This window comes from Schleiferilactobacillus harbinensis, from assembly GCF_008694105.1.
Classification (GTDB): Bacteria; Bacillota; Bacilli; order Lactobacillales; family Lactobacillaceae; genus Schleiferilactobacillus; species Schleiferilactobacillus harbinensis.
This window is the reverse complement of record NZ_CP041364.1, coordinates 3,205,123-3,219,347: the sequence shown is the minus strand read 5'-3', so window position 1 is coordinate 3,219,347 and position 14,225 is coordinate 3,205,123. Positions and strand designations below refer to the sequence as shown.

The 14,225-nt window shown below is 55.4% G+C and carries 14 protein-coding genes and 1 tRNA gene; 4 read left to right on the top strand and 11 right to left on the bottom strand.

Translation table 11 applies throughout. The annotated features are described in order from the left end of the window. Nucleotides 1-59: 59 nt before the first annotated feature. The 4 genes from FMM01_RS15780 to FMM01_RS15765 form a co-directional block, all read right to left on the bottom strand. On the bottom strand, nucleotides 60-1,697 hold the full coding sequence (locus tag FMM01_RS15780; protein WP_150393156.1) for a peptide ABC transporter substrate-binding protein: 1,638 nt from the start codon (nucleotides 1,695-1,697) through the stop codon (nucleotides 60-62). 284 nt (nucleotides 1,698-1,981) lie between these two features. Then, nucleotides 1,982-2,839 (bottom strand): hypothetical protein, encoded by an 858-nt coding sequence (locus FMM01_RS15775; RefSeq protein ID WP_150393155.1) that lies wholly within the window; start codon nucleotides 2,837-2,839, stop codon nucleotides 1,982-1,984. Further along, nucleotides 2,836-4,050, bottom strand: coding sequence for an MFS transporter (locus tag FMM01_RS15770; RefSeq protein WP_150393154.1), 1,215 nt, complete (start codon nucleotides 4,048-4,050; stop codon nucleotides 2,836-2,838). Before FMM01_RS15770 ends, FMM01_RS15775 begins: the two co-directional genes overlap by 4 nt. A 117-nt stretch (nucleotides 4,051-4,167) precedes the next feature. Then, nucleotides 4,168-4,380 (bottom strand): CsbD family protein, encoded by a 213-nt coding sequence (locus tag FMM01_RS15765; protein ID WP_027828421.1) that lies wholly within the window; start codon nucleotides 4,378-4,380, stop codon nucleotides 4,168-4,170. A gap of 256 nt (nucleotides 4,381-4,636) precedes the next feature. On the opposite strand from FMM01_RS15765, the gene FMM01_RS15760 reads away from it, so the two are divergent. Both FMM01_RS15760 and FMM01_RS15755 read left to right on the top strand, forming a co-directional pair. Further along, a complete protein-coding gene (locus tag FMM01_RS15760) occupies nucleotides 4,637-5,107 on the top strand; it encodes a pyridoxamine 5'-phosphate oxidase family protein (RefSeq protein ID WP_051225262.1) in 471 nt (156 codons plus the stop codon). Between the two features lie 35 nt (nucleotides 5,108-5,142). After that, nucleotides 5,143-5,586, top strand: a complete 444-nt coding sequence (locus FMM01_RS15755) for a peptidoglycan amidohydrolase family protein (RefSeq protein ID WP_150393153.1) — start codon at nucleotides 5,143-5,145, stop codon at nucleotides 5,584-5,586. 383 nt (nucleotides 5,587-5,969) lie between these two features. On the opposite strand, the gene FMM01_RS15750 is transcribed toward FMM01_RS15755, so the two are convergent. The 5 genes from FMM01_RS15750 to FMM01_RS15730 all read right to left on the bottom strand — a co-directional run bounded on the left by FMM01_RS15750 (nucleotide 5,970) and on the right by FMM01_RS15730 (nucleotide 8,753). After that, nucleotides 5,970-6,042 (bottom strand) — tRNA-Thr (locus FMM01_RS15750). A gap of 60 nt (nucleotides 6,043-6,102) precedes the next feature. After that, nucleotides 6,103-6,723, bottom strand: coding sequence for a histidine phosphatase family protein (locus FMM01_RS15745; RefSeq protein ID WP_150393152.1), 621 nt, complete (start codon nucleotides 6,721-6,723; stop codon nucleotides 6,103-6,105). Nucleotides 6,724-6,747: 24 nt separating this feature from the next. Further along, nucleotides 6,748-7,335 carry a histidine phosphatase family protein gene (locus FMM01_RS15740; RefSeq protein ID WP_150393151.1) on the bottom strand — a complete coding sequence of 196 codons (588 nt, stop codon included), beginning with the start codon at nucleotides 7,333-7,335 and terminating at the stop codon, nucleotides 6,748-6,750. A 4-nt stretch (nucleotides 7,336-7,339) separates the two neighbouring features. Beyond that, nucleotides 7,340-8,449, bottom strand: a complete 1,110-nt coding sequence (locus tag FMM01_RS15735; protein ID WP_027828512.1) for a DUF2971 domain-containing protein — start codon at nucleotides 8,447-8,449, stop codon at nucleotides 7,340-7,342. Nucleotides 8,450-8,564: 115 nt separating this feature from the next. Then, nucleotides 8,565-8,753: a hypothetical protein gene (locus FMM01_RS15730; RefSeq protein ID WP_150393150.1), complete on the bottom strand. Its 189-nt coding sequence runs from the start codon at nucleotides 8,751-8,753 to the stop codon at nucleotides 8,565-8,567. A 347-nt stretch (nucleotides 8,754-9,100) separates the two neighbouring features. On the opposite strand from FMM01_RS15730, the gene FMM01_RS15725 reads away from it, so the two are divergent. Together FMM01_RS15725 and FMM01_RS15720 are read left to right on the top strand one after the other, a co-directional pair. After that, complete coding sequence (locus tag FMM01_RS15725) at nucleotides 9,101-9,784, top strand: metal-dependent transcriptional regulator (RefSeq protein WP_150393149.1); 684 nt, start codon at nucleotides 9,101-9,103, stop codon at nucleotides 9,782-9,784. 27 nt (nucleotides 9,785-9,811) lie between these two features. Beyond that, the gene (locus tag FMM01_RS15720; RefSeq protein ID WP_150393148.1) at nucleotides 9,812-12,322 is read left to right on the top strand and encodes an excinuclease ABC subunit UvrA; all 2,511 of its coding nucleotides are present in this window, start codon (nucleotides 9,812-9,814) and stop codon (nucleotides 12,320-12,322) included. Nucleotides 12,323-12,401: 79 nt separating this feature from the next. Here the strand turns inward: FMM01_RS15720 and FMM01_RS15715 are convergent, their stop codons facing one another. Both FMM01_RS15715 and brnQ read right to left on the bottom strand, forming a co-directional pair. After that, complete coding sequence (locus tag FMM01_RS15715; RefSeq protein ID WP_150393147.1) at nucleotides 12,402-12,746, bottom strand: hypothetical protein; 345 nt, start codon at nucleotides 12,744-12,746, stop codon at nucleotides 12,402-12,404. Between the two features lie 68 nt (nucleotides 12,747-12,814). Then, a complete protein-coding gene (brnQ, locus tag FMM01_RS15710; RefSeq protein ID WP_190973409.1) occupies nucleotides 12,815-14,161 on the bottom strand; it encodes a branched-chain amino acid transport system II carrier protein in 1,347 nt (448 codons plus the stop codon). Between the last annotated feature and the right edge of the window lie 64 nt (nucleotides 14,162-14,225).

Sequence of the window (14,225 nt, the reverse complement as noted above, 5' to 3'; positions counted from 1 at the left end):
CCCCAGTTAAAAACAATCAAAAACGGCCATCCCCTGTTGTGAGGATGACCGCCGAAACCCTATTTGGTCACGTAGGTATATTTATAGTCAAAATGGTAGCTGGTCGGGAAGTACACGATGCCCTTCACCTTGGGATTATTCAAGTGCAGGACATAGCGCTGGAACAGCGGGATGACCGGCTTTTCGGCCATCAGCCGCGTATGCGCCGCCTGCAGATCCTTGGTCCGCTTGACCGGGTCGCCGGCGTCGGCGCCTTCAGCAGCGGCCAGCGCGGTGTCGTACTGGCTGTCGTGCCAGTTGGTCCAGTTGAAACTGGAATTACCCTTGAACAGGTCCAGGAACGTGGTCGGGTCCGGATAATCGGCACCCCAGTTCTTCAAATACAGGTCGAAATTGCCCTGCTGTGCCGCAGCATCTGCTGCCTTTTGGGGCATCGTGGTGAGGGTAACGGAAATGCCGGACAGGTTGTTTTCAATTTGCCCCTGAATGAACTCCGCAATGGCCTTGGCGTCGTCATCGTCCTCTGTCAGCAGGCGGATGCTCAGCTTGCCGCCAACTTTCTCCTTCACGGAATTCCAGAGGGCCTTGCCCTTCTTCACATTCGTTGGTGCGAGGTTGCCGGCTTCCTGGGCAAAGTCCTTCTTGGTGACAGGGTCTTGGTACATGCCCTGGGGAATCATGCCCAGAGGCGGTACACTGCCATCGCCCAAGACCTTATTGGCGAGGTTCTTGCGGTCGATCACTTGGGAAATTGCATTGCGGACATCGGCATTATCCAAGCCCTTGGTCTTCGTGTTCACCTGCAGATAGCGGATGGACGAACCGCGCCGGGCAACGGCATCTTTGTTGTTTTGATTATTTTGGGCGTAATCTCCAGTCAGGGTGATGTCGTCCAGCTTGCCGGAAGTGAACAGGTTATACGCCGTGGCCGTTTCCTTGACCACTTGGAAGTTCAGCCGGGTCAGTTTGACCGTCTTGGCGTCCCAATAAGTCTTATTCTTCAGTAAATGCCAGCTCTGGCCCGTGCCGTTCCAATTCTTCAGGACAAACGGTCCGTTCGCCAGGATCGTCTCCGCCGAGGTGCCGAATTTGCCGTTTTGTTTCTCGACGAATTGTTGATTGACCGGGAAGAAAGTTGGAAAAGCGAACAGGACGCGCAGGTACGGCACGGCGACGACCATGTCGATCTGCAGGGTATACTTGTCCACCGCCTTGACCCCTAAGGTGCTGGGATCGGCCTTGCCGTTGCGGATCGCGGCGGCGTTTTGAATGCCGTCCAATAAGTAAGCATAGGATGCCTTTGTGCTGGGGGTCAAGACCCGCCGCCAGGCATAGACAAAGTCTTGGGCGGTGACCGGATCACCGTTAGCCCACTTAGCGTCATGGCGCAGCGGGATCACGTATTTTTTGCCATCATCCGTCGGCGTCACTACCTTACTGGCGATGCCCGGAATCGGATTGCTGTCCTTGTCCAAGCGGTACAAGCCTTCATTGTTGCTGGAAATTGCCGTCAAGCTGTCGCCGTCAGTGGCTTGGGCCGGGTCCAGAGTTTGAATTTCTGAACTGGTCTGAATCGTCGCGACTTGGCTCGCAGTGCCTGCACTGCCGTTTTTACCGGTGGCACTTTGGCCGCACGCCGCGAGCAAGACTGCCGCTGCGCTGATCGAAATAATACCGAGAATCTTTGAAAATTTCATGTTATCCTCCCATATCTGGTCGTTAATTGTTGTGCTCTAACCTTCTTTGCCAACAAGCCCAACAGCGCATTGCCATCTTCCTTTCTGCTCCGAGAATACAAAAAGGCCCATGACCACCGCACAATAGGCGGCAGTCATGGGCCCTTGGGAGACATTATCGCGTCAACGCGAAAATGCCCGCCGAGTCCGCTGACCGTCGCCGGGAAAGACACATCATACAGTTGTTTGCAGTGGTGACGATCATGGTACTCAGCTCCTCTCGTTCTTGATTGATAAGTCACATTCTACTGGGTAAAAGTAAGTCCGTCAAGCGTTATGTTTTTCCCCACCATCGTGTAGTCCGGCGCGGGGGCAAACGGCCAATGGCGATACGTGGCCAGCGCCAGCGGATTGGTGCTGTCGAACTCGCCGCTCAGGCCGGTCATCCCCTGCTGACGGGCCCAGCGGATCTGGGCGGCTTGCAGCGGCCAGAGATCGGCAGCGCGGACCGCTCCCAGCCAGCCGAAGGTCAATATGCCTGGATCGTCTTCGAAGGGAAAGGTATATGCGGCAACGCGATTTTGGCGGACCAGCGCCAGCGGCGCACTGGGCAGTACATCGGGGAAGACGGTCTGCGCCCACTGCTGGGGTGTCGTGTCCGCCATCGGGTTGATGGCATGGACGCGGCGGTAATCCGCCAAGCTCATGGCGAGTAATTGCGTACGCATTTCTGGATCAGCTTGAATGTCCGCCAAGGTCAATAAGTCAGCGGTCGGCGCAACCGATACCGTGATGTCGGCCAACTGCACCGTGGGCATTACTGTTTCCCGCCACACGGCGAATCCTTGTTGGGCCAGGAGCCAATCGGTGAAGGCACTGAACGGCCGGTACTCCCAAGTGACCAGCCGGTCTTTGTGCTGGCGGCGGGCTTCTTTTTGGGCATCGGCTAAAATCTGGGGAAACAAGTCGGCCGCGGGGGCGTAAACGGCCATCCCCAGGGCGTGGGGATGAAACGCATTAGTGGTGAACACCAGGAGGCCGACTGGCTCGCCGGCCGTGTCCCGATAAAGCTTGGCATGCTCTGGATGGGCGCGGTAGGTCCGCCAAATCGGCATGGCCTGGCTAACACAGGCCAATAATTGTTCAACTTCGACTTGGGTCATTCAAACACACTTTCTTGCCGGTCCACCAGCAGCCCGCAATACGTCTGAATGGCGGCGACCACGAGCAGCACGAGCATCACTGGCGCCCAACTGCCCCAGACACTGTGGAGAAAGCCCGCCAGCATCGGCCCGCCAGCGGCCACCAAATAACCAATGGCCTGGGCCATGCCGGAAACGGCAGCCGTTTCCTGGGGCGTCTTGGTCTTCAGTGAAAACAGCGACATGGCCATGGTGAAGGCGGCGTTAGTCGCAAAGCCCAGCAGGATGCAGACTACCAGGGCCGCGGCTAACGGCAGCGCTGGCAGCATGAGCCCGCCTAAACCGAGCAGGAACAGCAGGCCAATGGCCCAGATCAGCGGTGCCTGGCGAGTCCGCCGGCCGGCCAAGTTCGGGAATATGTAAGCCATCGGAACGGCGGCCAATTGCAGCAAACCGAGGAGCAAACTGGCGTTGCTTTGGGAAAAGCCGTGACTCATCAGAATCGTCGGCAGCCACGTCAGGATGGTGTAAAACAGCAAAGACTGCAAGCCCATGAACCCGGTCAAGGCCCAGGCCAGCGGTTGCCGCCACACGGGTTGTTGGGGCTTAGCCGGCGGCGTTTGAGCGGGTAGCGGCGCGGGTGCCGCCAGAGCTTGCTGACTGCCGGGCAGCAGACGCACCGCAATGGCCACGATCAGTGTCACTACCGGAAAGACGGTCAATACTTGCAGCGTCACCGGCCAGCCCAAGATGTTGGCTAAGGGCGCGCTGAACCCGGCCGAGGCGGCGGAAAAAATTGTGGACGATAGCAGATATGCACTGGACATCATCCCGATTTTATTGGGGTACAGGGCCGCCACCAATACTGGCGACAACACATTCAGCACAGCAATGGCACAGCCAATCAGTAAAGTCCCCAACAGCAGAAATGGAAATGAATACACCCGGAACAAAGAACTGACCGATAAAATAATCAGCGCCGTGATCACCACCGGCATGACGCCGAATTTCTTCGTCAACCCATTCACCAGCGGCGACACCAGGGCAAAACATAACAGCGGAATCGTCGTCAGACTGCCCAGAAACCAGCTGGGCATTTGGAAAGAACGTTGAATATTGGTCAAAATTGGCGGGACGGCGGTGAGTACCGTTCGCAAATTAGCCCCAATGAGAATGACCAGCAGAAAAAACAACGTACTGCCGGTTCGTTTTGAAACTGCGTGATTCGTCATAATTGCCTCCAATAATTGCGCATACTGTTATTAAGTATACGCATTGGGGCGCGGCGGCAAAAGGTGCGTTTTTTTGGGCATACTAAAAGCCGCCAGGGTTCGGCGGCTCGTTAAGTATTACTTATCCTTGTGGAGCTTATCCTTCGCATCATCAACTGCATCCCGTACCGAGTCCTTCGCATCGCCCAGCTTTTCTTTAGCCTTGCCGAGCAATCCTTCAGCCTTGCCTTGGGTTTCACGTGCTTTATCGCCAGTTACTTTACCTTCGACTTCTTTAGCCTTGCCAGTTACTTGATCCTTCTTGCCTTTGATCTTGTCTTCGAGACTCATTCGAATCCCTCCTTTCCTACTTTTAATTATCCATTGATAACACGTGTTGTGCAAGAACTAATTGTGGGAAATTAGTTGGTGATATAATAACGGGCGTCATGTTTTCATTTCCCATCCATAACGGCCTAGCCCATGCTACAATTAACTTCATTAAGAAAGGCTGAAACGGCAATGATGGATGGGCTTTCAATCATTACGCAAAGTATGCTGCTGCCTTTTCATCCATACCGAAAACAACCAACTGGAGGATATTTCAATGGCTAACCAAAAAACAAATCACCCCAAAGCAGACGACCGCACAGGGACGGTGGACACCATCGCACAAGCGGAACAACTGCTGCAAGAAGCCACAGTCATGGAATTTGCCACACTGGATAAGCGCGGCTTTCCTAATATCGTCGCCCTCACTCCGCTCAGACCGCAGCGCTCAGTGAAGCAGGTCCTGTTTTACACCGATCGGGACACGACCACCATACATAACATTGTGGAATCCGGCAAAGCTAGTATCTATTGCTTCAACGAACGGCACCATTGCTCCGTCGCGCTGCAAGGCTACGCCGGCTTGGTCAGCCGCAGTGAGGTGCAGAAGAGTTTTATGGCCGATCTGACCGCTTATCAGCAAAGTTTGCACTACGCGAACCCCGTGTTCCTGCGGTTTACCACGATTTTTGTCAAGGTCCGGTATCAGGATAATGTGACCTTCCAGAAGTTGTTGGACCATGAATAAGGGCGATTGATTACAGACAGGAGGGACTAGTCACGATGACCGTTAATATGGATCGCGCATTGGCCTTTATGGAAGAACTTCAGGCCAACCACGTAACTTACAGCATGACCGGCAGCCGCACGGGGGCAGACGGCACTGCCGACTGTTCTGGGGCTGTATACACCGCGTTGTGTGCCGGCGGTGCACCGGTTGCGGACACTGTCCTGGATACGGAAACGATGCACGGCTGGTTGTTGGCCAGCGGCTTTGTTCTGCTGGCTGAAAATATGCGTTGGCCCGCTCAACGCGGTGATGTCTTTATTTGGGGCGAACATGGAAAATCAGCCGGCGCTGGTGGACATACTGGTATTTTCATCACTGATCACGATATTATTCACTGCAATTATTCCCACAACGGGGTATCCGTTAACAATTATGGGCAATATTGGAATACCGCGAATCGGCCGTATTACTACGCGTACAGATACTCAGGCAGCTAATTAACAGTCCCAGACAAATAGAGAAGGCAATGCGCTGGGCACACCTTCTCTATTTTGTCTGGACTCATTGCTGACTGCCCTAAAACCAGCATTGTAGTACGTATTGGGAGAAAGCAGCAACCGGTAAACAAAGGCCCCGGTAGCAAGGTGTCTCCCACAAGTCGAACGAGATGACATTTGTTGTCTGCCAATGTATATGTCTGTTGATTGCCTAAATAGAATTTGACTACACACATTGGCGGGTACGTATGATCACTGACGGCATATAGATTTCTGCATTGGTGTTCTTCTTTTAAATGCTGAACGTGCTATCGATGTGTAGAAAAAATCCCAACGACTTTTAGTCGTTGGGATAACATCATATTCCCATAAAGTTCTAATTAAGCCGTTTACCGGATTTGAACCGGTGACCCCCACCTTACCATGGTGGTGCTCTACCTGCTGAGCTAAAACGGCGAAAAAACAACTGCGATAAATAGTATACTAGATTCCCGCAGTCTGCGCAACCCGGTCCCGTTAAATAATTTGATTACTGAAACCGCGATTGTAGAAAACCAGGCGGGTCAACAAATCATCGGGATGCACAACGACCCGGGCGACCCCGGTGTTCTGCATTTGCGCCAGCTGATAGAGATCAGCGAGATGCAGCAATTCAGCCACCAGAGCCCGAATCGCGAAGCCGTGACTGACAAACAGCAGATGGCCGTCAGGATATTTCTCAATATAGCTCTTGGCCCCATCCAGCAGCCGGTCCCGTACAGCCGGGAAAGTCTCGCCGTTGGCGACAGTGGCATAATCGGGAGTCAAAAAGCCGAGATCATCAAATGCCCCCGGAAATTCCTTCTTTAATGGCGCAACAGCCTTGCCGTCCCAATCGCCGGGATTCAGTTCCCGCAGGCGATCATCCTGCTCAATGGGCAAATTTGCTTCTTTGTTCAGGATTCGGGCAGTGGAAAAGGCGCGCAACAAGTCGCTGCTGATGATGCGGTCATACCGGCTCATATCCAGGTGCGACCGCAGCTGGGCTGCCTGTTCCTGGCCAGTCTCATTCAACGGAATGTCGGAGCTGGCCCCTTGAATCAGGCCCCGGGCATTGTAGTTTGTCTCGCCATGACGCACGAGCGTAATTTCTGTCATCTCAAAACCTCCAATGATAAGCAACTAACGGCCATAGTACCATACTGCAAAATTATCGCAATCACGCGTTACCCGGGTCAGGGACACGTTGGGCGGTTCCAGCAGTGTCTCCGTCTCCGGCACCTCGAGGATACCGGCCAGAGCGCTGCGGATCACGAAGCCGTGGGTGATCACCAGCACCGGTCCAGCCTGTTCCGGGATGCTGCGGAGAAAGGCCATGGTCCGCCGGGCCACAGCGGTGAAGGACTCGCCGCCGCTCACCGATTCATAGCCCGACAGGACGTTTCCCACCGCGGCATGCCACCATTCCGGATACATGGTCTTCACCCATTCCTGAGTGTGCCCTTGAAAACTACCGTAATGAATTTCCCGCAGCCGAGTATCGAAGGTCACGGGGACATCGCCCAGGGCCTGGGCGAGCGTCTCCCGAGTCCGGTCCAAGGGACTGCAAAAGATCTGGGTCGGATGCAGCGCTGCTAAGCGGTCGTGCATCCCTGCCGCTTGGGCTCGGCCGGCCGCTGTCAATTGGGCCCAAGGGGCATTGCTGTCGCCCTGGATGATCAAGTCGTGATTCGCCCGGGTCTCGCCGTGACGCATTAAGTAAATTTCCATCTGTCTACCACCTAATCTGTTGTTGAGAACTGGCCACCGTCACGTGCTGGAAGCCATATTGGCGCAATAAAGATTGGATCACGTCCAGATACACCGGCACATCCACCGGCAGGTTTTGGGTCTGGGGCGATAACGTCACCCGCGTCAAGTAATCGGCCAAATTAGGCACCGCCAGTTCCACGTAAGGGCGTAAATACTTTTGCCCCGACAGCGCTTGAATATCAAAATTCTCCTGTTTCTGGGGCGTCTCAGAAAGACTCGCGTCAAAGTAGAACACCCGATATTCTTTCTCATAACTGTAACTATCCGACTTCATTGCCGCCGTGAGCATTACGAACAGCAACAGCAAATCTTTCTTCCAAGCGTATTCGCCCCGCGCACTGGTGTCATTTTCAAACAACCGGGTATAAATCTCGGCGGGTGTCGTGGTGATGCCGATCACCCGCTGGGTCTTCGCCAGATAGCGCAGGGACCAAATATACGACTCGATGAAGTCATCAATGTATTGGCCCAGGTCGGTCCGTTCAAACACATCGGTGGGCTGATGGCGAGCCGCCAGTGCCTCCCGATCCGCCGTGAACAGATCCAAGTTGTTCGTGTCCGCCAATAGAAAATCCTGAAAGTCGCTGGCAATGTGGGCCTTGGTAATATTCGCATGGCTGTCCACATAAATCACCCGAGAGGCCCCAATGTATTCATGACTGCCGGGCCGCAGCTGGCCTTGCAGATCCTGCATGAACCCGTTCAGGTCCAACGACATTTCCATGCCGCCGTAACCGTAATAGTTCCACATTGGAATAGCGTCTTCATCAGTAGACAGGGCCATGACATAGAGCTTGATGCGCTGCTGCATGAACGTCATGAAACCCTCAATGGGCGCGTGCCAATAGAGCTGGAGCAATTGCGGGCCATCGTCACCGGCAATGGCATTGACCGTTTGCGCGATCCGCTGCTGATTAGCGTTCACAAATTTCTGCATGAAATGGCTCCACACCTGGGTGTCGTTGGGATCGTTCAGAAACTCCGTCCGGGTCAGCCGCAAAATGCGGGTCCGAATAATTGCCCGGAAGGCCTCCACCGTCGTGTAATGTTCCGCCGCCTGAATTCTTGCCACGGGTACCGGCCACCTTTCTGACTGTCTGTTGTGTTGCAGACTAATCGTAGCGCAAGAACGACGGCGAAGGAAGGGCGAAAACAGGCGCAGCCGCTGGCGGCCGCGCCTGTTTATGCTACAACGATCCGAACATGATAATCGCCAGCGCCACGAGGAGGAAGACGCCCCGGAGAAAGCTCCCCAGGAAATTCTCCCAATGGGTCTGGAACCGGCGACCACCGCGGCCCAAGAAAGCCCGGCCGAGGGCGACGGCCGCGACCACCGCGGCGTACCCCAATAACCAAAGCAACACTAAATGATCCATCACCATGTCAGTCCTTTCCCCAAACTGAGACGGGATTTTTGTGCGCCGAAAGGCTGTTTTTCCAAATCATTCTACGCACTTATTATAGCGCTTACATAAGTGCTTTGGTGCGTTTTTTGCTTGAGAAAATACAGAATGTCGCCGCCTAAACGGGCTCCGGCCGACAGCGGCTAGGGGATAAGGACGGCACCCAAAACCGGGGTTTGTGCCTTGCCGTCCTTATCCCTACGCCGCTAACCGTCGGCCTGCGCCCTCTCTCTTCCTTCCTCTTCCCCTTTCGCTTATAATGATTAACAAAGACGTTTTTTCGGACGGCCTAAAACAAGCAGCGAGAGAAAGGATGCACCATGTCACCGAATAAAGAAAACTATTTGAAGACAATCTTTGAATTGGAGCACGATCACCAGAAGATCTCCAACAAAAACATTGCCGACATTTTAAACGTGAGCGCCCCCTCGGTCACTGAAATGCTCACCGCGCTGACGAAAGAGGGGCTGGTTTTTCATACCCCTTATAATGAAATCTCGCTGACCGACGCCGGTTTAGCCCGGGCCCGGGAATTGGTCCGCAAACACCGGATCTGGGAAGTGTTCTTAGCCGACAAACTGCACTACGCCATGGCGGATGTGCATCAGGCCGCAGATATTTTGGAACATGCGACCGACGACCGGTTGGCAGATCGGTTGAACGAGTTTCTGGGCCGGCCCAAACGCTGCCCCCATGGCGGCATTATTCCTGGCAATTCGGGCATCGAAGATGACTCGGATATCACCCTGGGCACGCTGGCCCCGGAAGATAGTGCCACCCTGCAGCGGGTGATCGACAATCACGATTTTCTTAAATACTTTGAGGATTTGCAGTTGCGGTTGGGCGAGCGGCTGACCGTCGTGAAGAAAGAACCGTTCAGCGGACCTTTTATTGTGCAAACGAGCGACCGGGCCACCGTGGCGATTTCTGAAAACGCGGCGGGCTACATGTTCGTCACCGACGTGCACTATCACACCAAGACACCAGACCAAAAGACAGAATAATCATTGTGCTAAGGGGGATTACTGCTGATGTCAGAAAAACCAGATCATATTGCTGTTCGCGGGGGCCGGGTGCACAACCTGCGGAATATTGATGTGGACATTCCCTTGAATGCCTTCACCGCCATCGCTGGACTCTCCGGGTCCGGCAAATCGTCGCTGGCCATGGGCATTCTATATGCTGAGGGCTCGCGGCGTTATTTAGACGCCCTGTCAACGTATACCCGCCGGCGAATCAGCCAGGTGGGCCGGGCCGACGTCACCGCTGTGCACCATATCCCAGCAGCCATTGCCCTGCGTCAACGGCCCAACGTGCCTAACGAACGCTCCACCGTGGGCACCATGAGCGAAAGCCTGAACGTGCTGCGGTTGATGTTTTCCCGGATCGCGTCCCATCGCTGTCCCAACGGCCATCAGCTGCCGCCGAGTATTAAGATTGCCCAGGCGGCCGCAGTGACCGGTGAACACATGGGCGAGATCACCTGTCCCATTTGCGGCGTCACGTTTCGGCCGCCTTCCGCCGAGGACTTCGCCTTCAATTCAACGGGCGCTTGTCCCACTTGCGGCGGCACTGGGGTGCTGCGCCAGCTGGTGCCGGAGCGGCTGATTCCGGATCCGACCAAGACCATTGATGAAGGCGCTGTGGCCTCTTGGCGCTTGCCCGGCCGCAACTTTATGCCGGACGTCGCCCGGGCCATCGGCGTGCGCACCGATGTTCCGTTTGATCATTTGACGAAGAAAGAACAGCACACCGTTCTCCATGGGGCGAAAAAAGGCTATCCAGTGGATCTGCCCAGCGCCAACGGACGGGTGTTCCACATGAACAATGCCTTGTTCGAAAACGCCTACAATGCGGTGGAAGACACTGCAGCGAAGGCCACCAACGAGCGTACCTTGGCCCGCTTGGACCGGTTTTACGCAATGACCGTATGCCCGACCTGTCACGGCAGCCGTTTCAATCCCAAGTTGTTCACCGCTTTGATCAACGGCCAAAATATTGCTCAGATCAGTCATCTCACCCTGAGCCAGCTGCAACACTGGAACGATGAACTCGCGGATACATACGATACCGAAATGCGGGCGCTGGTCAAAAATCTCAGCCGAGAGCTGCGCGGATCTTTAAAACCCTTGCTGGATCTCGGTCTGGATTACCTCACCCTGGACCGGGCGGGCAACACCCTGTCGACTGGGGAATTGCAACGGCTCCAGCTGGGCCGCACCCTGCGCAGCGAAACCAACGGCGTCCTCTACGTCTTGGACGAACCCAGTGTTGGCCTGCACCCCGCCAACGTGGCCGGGCTGGTGGGCATCATTCAGAAACTGATTGCCCTGGGCAACACCGTGGTGGTGGTCGATCACGACACGAATCTGCTCAATGCAGCTGACTACATGGTGGAAATGGGCCCCGGGGCCGGCCAAGACGGCGGCACGGTGATCGCCCATGGGTCGCTGAACCAAGTGGCGGCGAGCAAAGCGTCTCATATCGCGCCCTTCTTAACGGGCCAAGCACCGGTGATCGTGCGCCAGCAGACCGCCCCGGACCAGTTAACGGTCCACGGCACGATCCACTTGGCGATCAACGACTACAACAATCTCCATGGGGTCACCATTGATCTGCCTAAGCGCCGGCTGATCGGCATCTCCGGTTTCTCCGGGGCCGGCAAGACGTCGCTGATCCTGGATAGTCTGATCCCCGCGATCAAAGCCCAGCGCAAGCACGAGCCGCTGCCCCGCCAAGTTACGGCATTGACAGCCAAGGGCATCCGCCGTGTCGTCAGCGTGAACTCCGTACCCGTAGGCAAGAATGCCCGCTCCACTGTGGCCACCTATTCCGGTATCTTCGACCATATCCGAGCGCTCTTTGCGCAAACACCCGCGGCCCAGGCCAAGGGCTGGGATGCGGGCCACTTCTCCTACAACACAGAGGGCGGCGTTTGTCCCAACTGCGGCGGTACAGGGACGATTTCTTTGGATATCCAGTACCTGCCGGATATGGTTGAAACCTGCCCAGTTTGCCACGGTAAACGCTATAATCCAGAAACCTTGGCGGTGCAGTGGCATGGCCTGAGCATCGCCGATGTGCTGGATCTGTCGATCCGCGACGCGCTGCCCCTGTTTCAAGACGATCCGGCGATCGCCGCGATTCTGCAGCATCTGGCCGATATGGGACTGGGCTATCTGGTCTTAGGCGAAAGCACCCCGGCCATCTCCGGCGGCGAAGCCCAGCGGCTGAAGCTGGTCACCGAAATGGGCCGCAACCAAAAGAGCAGCCTCTTTGTCTTCGACGAACCCAGTGTCGGCTTGCATCCAGAGGACGTTCGGACCCTGCTCAAAGTATTCGAATCATTGCGGGAACAAGGTGCGACGATTATTTACATCGAACATGATCTGGATATGCTGGCCAACGCCGACTATCTGGTGGATCTTGGTCCCCGGGGCGGCGATGCAGGCGGTAAAATCATCGCGGCCGGCACCCCACAGCAGGTCGCCAAGACGCCAGCCAGTATCACCGGCCGGTATCTCGCGAAGCACCTGCATTAAACTCGGCTATAACCTAAAAGGCACTGCCCACCTGGAATTAATTAATTCCAAGCAGGCAGTGCCTTTTGTATATCTGACTTTATTCGCCCTTGCGGCCGCCGGAATACAGGCTGTCCAAGTGCTGCTGGTACCAATCCAGCCACTGGGCCTCATCGCTGGAATTCGGTGCCCCGTGCTGGTCGATCAAGGTATTGATCAATTCTTCCAGTTCCGCCCGCTTCTCACGAATCAGCGCGGTCTTCTTATCTTCGTGGTTAAAGTAGCTGCTCAGCTGCAGCACTTCATTGATGCTGGCCATGACATAATGGTCATCCCATTGGCTGATCTGATCCAACTCTTCGTTCTGCTGTTCTGCCAGGTAGAAATCCACAAACGCATTCAGTACTTTATCGCTGACTGCCTGTTGTTCCCCATTGTCACTCATCAATTAGGTCCTCCTTAAAATATTCCGAGACGCTCCTAACTTCAGTGTAGGGCGAAAAATGACAGAATTCAAGCGCCCGCACGTGCGCGTCGGTGATCGATCCACGCACCGACGGCAAAGCCGAGGACAGCAGGCAATACCCAGCCGAAACCGGCCTGATACAGCGGCAAAATTTCGCCCCAGTGCAGCAGGACCGCCAACACGGACCAATGCTGCAAGCTCGCCGGCAGCCCCGTGATGACGTTCAGCAGCGCCGGAATCAGGCCGAACATCATTGCCCAGGTATAGGTCCAGCGCTGGGCAGGCAGGAGCGTGCTGGCCAGCGCGGTAAGGATCAGGATGATGGCTAACGGATAGAGCAGGTTCAGCACTGGCATGGACAACGCAATGATGCCATCCAAACCTACGTTAGCAAACACTGCCGGCAGCCCCGCGGCAATGATGGCCCATACACTATAGGAAATCCGGGGAAACAGCTTATGCATGGATTCGCCAAAGGCTGTCACCAGCCCTACCCCAGTCTTCAAACAGGCTAAGGTGATGATGATCGCCAGCAGCCAGCTGCCCAAGCGGCCGAAATAATGTTCGGCCAATTGGGCCAGAATCATCCCGCCGTTGGCTGCCGGGGAGAACGCCCCCCGGGATTGGGCGCCGATGATCGCCAAACCAGCATAGATCACCCCCATCAGGACCATACTGATCACACCGGCGCGAATCGTATTCGCTGCGATCTGCTTCGGTTCCTTGACGCCCAATCCGCGCAGGGTGTCGATGACGACGATACCGAAGGCCAGCGAAGCCAGGGCATCCATGGTGTTATAGCCCTCCACGAAGCCGGTGTTCAACGGATGGCTGACGTATGTCCCCACCGCGGCATGGCCTAACCCGCCCAACGGCCGCAGCAGCGCCGTGAGCATCAAGACGCCTAAAAGGATCAAGAACGTCGGCGTCAGGATCTTACCGACGTACTCCATGATCCGCGACGGCTTGCGGGAGAACCACCAGACGGTGAAGAAGAAGATGACCGAAAAAACGGCCAAAACCAAAGTCTGCTGCCCCGGGGAAACAAAGCGGCGAATGCCCACTTCATAAGAAACCGTTGCCAATCGTGGGGTAGATAATAGCGGCCCAATGACCAAATACAATAATACCGTGAACAAATAGGCAAACGGCCGATTGACGGCCTTCGCCAAACCAAATACCCCATCCGTGCGGGTGATGCCAATGGCCACCACACCCAGCAAGGGCAGCCCGACCCCGGTCAGCAAAAAGCCGAGAACAGCCATTCCCACGTGCGATCCGGCTTGCTGCCCCATAAAGATGGGGAAAATCAAATTGCCCGCGCCAAAAAACATCCCAAACAGCATAATGCCGACAAATCCTAAGTCCCGTCCCCGTAATCTTGGTTTCTCCATACGTTTAACCTCCAATGTTTGGTGATAACTCATTCTACGAAGATGAGCCCTTTTTGACAACTTT

What these genes read in the sequence shown, in the direction of transcription:
- FMM01_RS15775 (WP_150393155.1), bottom strand. Translation starts at nt 2,839, where the DNA reads ATGACCCAAGTCGAAGTTGAACAATTATTGGCCTGTGTTAGCCAGGCC.
- FMM01_RS15715 (WP_150393147.1), bottom strand. Translation starts at nt 12,746, where the DNA reads ATGAGTGACAATGGGGAACAACAGGCAGTCAGCGATAAAGTACTGAAT.
- FMM01_RS15725 (WP_150393149.1), top strand. Translation starts at nt 9,101, where the DNA reads ATGTCACCGAATAAAGAAAACTATTTGAAGACAATCTTTGAATTGGAG.
- brnQ (WP_190973409.1), bottom strand. Translation starts at nt 14,161, where the DNA reads ATGGAGAAACCAAGATTACGGGGACGGGACTTAGGATTTGTCGGCATT.
- FMM01_RS15765 (WP_027828421.1), bottom strand. Translation starts at nt 4,380, where the DNA reads ATGAGTCTCGAAGACAAGATCAAAGGCAAGAAGGATCAAGTAACTGGC.
- FMM01_RS15780 (WP_150393156.1), bottom strand. Translation starts at nt 1,697, where the DNA reads ATGAAATTTTCAAAGATTCTCGGTATTATTTCGATCAGCGCAGCGGCA.
- FMM01_RS15745 (WP_150393152.1), bottom strand. Translation starts at nt 6,723, where the DNA reads ATGACAGAAATTACGCTCGTGCGTCATGGCGAGACAAACTACAATGCC.
- FMM01_RS15730 (WP_150393150.1), bottom strand. Translation starts at nt 8,753, where the DNA reads ATGGATCATTTAGTGTTGCTTTGGTTATTGGGGTACGCCGCGGTGGTC.
- FMM01_RS15760 (WP_051225262.1), top strand. Translation starts at nt 4,637, where the DNA reads ATGGCTAACCAAAAAACAAATCACCCCAAAGCAGACGACCGCACAGGG.
- FMM01_RS15720 (WP_150393148.1), top strand. Translation starts at nt 9,812, where the DNA reads ATGTCAGAAAAACCAGATCATATTGCTGTTCGCGGGGGCCGGGTGCAC.
- FMM01_RS15740 (WP_150393151.1), bottom strand. Translation starts at nt 7,335, where the DNA reads ATGGAAATTTACTTAATGCGTCACGGCGAGACCCGGGCGAATCACGAC.
- FMM01_RS15770 (WP_150393154.1), bottom strand. Translation starts at nt 4,050, where the DNA reads ATGACGAATCACGCAGTTTCAAAACGAACCGGCAGTACGTTGTTTTTT.
- FMM01_RS15755 (WP_150393153.1), top strand. Translation starts at nt 5,143, where the DNA reads ATGACCGTTAATATGGATCGCGCATTGGCCTTTATGGAAGAACTTCAG.